The sequence below is a fragment of the Endozoicomonas numazuensis genome (assembly GCF_000722635.1).
GTDB lineage: Bacteria > Pseudomonadota > Gammaproteobacteria > Pseudomonadales > Endozoicomonadaceae > Endozoicomonas_A > Endozoicomonas_A numazuensis.
The window spans coordinates 208,179-209,818 of record NZ_JOKH01000007.1 but is presented as its reverse complement, the minus strand read 5'-3'; the positions used below and the strand labels follow the sequence as shown (position 1 = coordinate 209,818).

General features: G+C 55.7%; 1 protein-coding gene. It reads right to left on the bottom strand.

Annotated features, from left to right (window positions below; translation table 11 throughout):
- Positions 1 to 43 precede the first annotated feature (43 nt).
- The coding region (locus tag GZ78_RS22970; RefSeq protein WP_236631664.1) for a lactonase family protein at positions 44 to 1,640 on the bottom strand (1,597 nt) is incomplete at its 5' end.

Sequence of the window (1,640 nt, the reverse complement as noted above, 5' to 3'; positions counted from 1 at the left end):
GACAACCTTTATTGAGCCTGTTTTGTACGGACAGATCAGTGTGTCACTGCTTGTTCTGCATTTCATAAATGGCGCTTTTGAGTTTTGTACGGTGTGTAGCCCAGCAGACCATTCCGATCACCACAGAGACAACCGCCCCGGTCACTACGGCTCCGGTAGTGACCGCGCCAGCAATAGCGCCATAATCTCTGTCATTCTCTCCTTTCACTTCAATGGAAGGCATCATGGATGATGTCATAGAAGATGTCATAGAAGGCGTTGTGGAAGGAGAAAACCCGTCAGTGGATATCGGGCGGCCTTCCAGGCTCGGGCTCGTCATGGCTGAATGCGTGGGAGAGTAGACCAGGGTATGTGTGTCCATGCCCGGGTTAATGCTGGCTGAGTGTGTGAGGGAGTATAAGGAGGTGATTGTTTCCACGGCCTGAACCACCTGATACACCGACAGGGCATTCCCAAAAAAGGCCGTTACGTACAGGTGTTGCCCGTCGAGGCTCAGGGTGGCATCCCAAGCGCCTTTCAGCTCATGAGTGTCGTCACTATAGACACGGGGGTTGGAGAGCGCGCCGTCGCTGGCCACGTCGTACACCGACAGGGCGTCACTATCAAAGGCTGTTACGTACAGGTGTTGCCCGTCGGGGCTCAGGGTAACACCCCGGGCACGGTTCAGCTCATGAGTATCGTCGTTACGATAAATACGGGGGTTGGAGAGTGCGCCGTCGCTGGCCACGTCGTACACCGACAGGGCATTGCTCGAAAAAGCCGTTACGTACAGGTGTTGCCCGTCGGGGCTCAGGGTAACATTCCAGACACCGATCAGCACATGAGTGTCGTCGTCACGGTAAATACGGGGGTTGGAGAGCGCTCCATCGCTAGCCACGTCGTACACCGACAGGGCATTCCCAAAATAGGCCGTTACGTACAGGTGTTTCCCGTCAGGACTCAGGGCGACACTCGTAGTGCCGTCCAGCTCATGAGTGGTGCCGTTACGATAGATTCGGGGGTTGGAGAGCGCGCCGTCGCTGGCCACGTCGTACACCGACAGAGTATTCCCGTTCGAGGCCGTTACGTAAAGGTTTTGCCCGTCGGGGCTCAGGGCGACACCCAAAGCACCGTCCAGCTCATGAGTGTCGTCGTTGCGGTAAATACGGGGGTTGGAGAGCGCACCGTCGCTGTCCACGTCGTACACCGACAAGGCATCCCTCTCAACGGCCGTTACATACAGATGTTGCCCGTCGGGGCTCAGGATAACATTCGAAGCACCGTCCAACTCATGAGTGTCGCCGTTATGGTAGGTACGGGGGTTGGAGAGCGCGCCGTCGCTGGCCACGTCGTACACCGACAGGGCATCCCCAACATTGGCCGTTACGTACAGGTGTTTCCCGTCGGGGCTCAGGGCAATATTCCTGGCACCTTCCAGTTCATGAGTGTTGTCGTTATGGTAAATGACCGGGTTAATGAGAGACCCTGGCTCATCAACCTCCTCACCATTGGCCGGTTGCAATATGCAAAGGCTGGTGACTGCCAATTGAGCCACAAAGACACATACACTCTGCCAGCATGAACAAGGTGCTTTCACCCTTCTGGAAGAAAAAACCGTGCTTTGTGTTGCCGCTGATGGTTTTGCACTGAATGTCATGAGT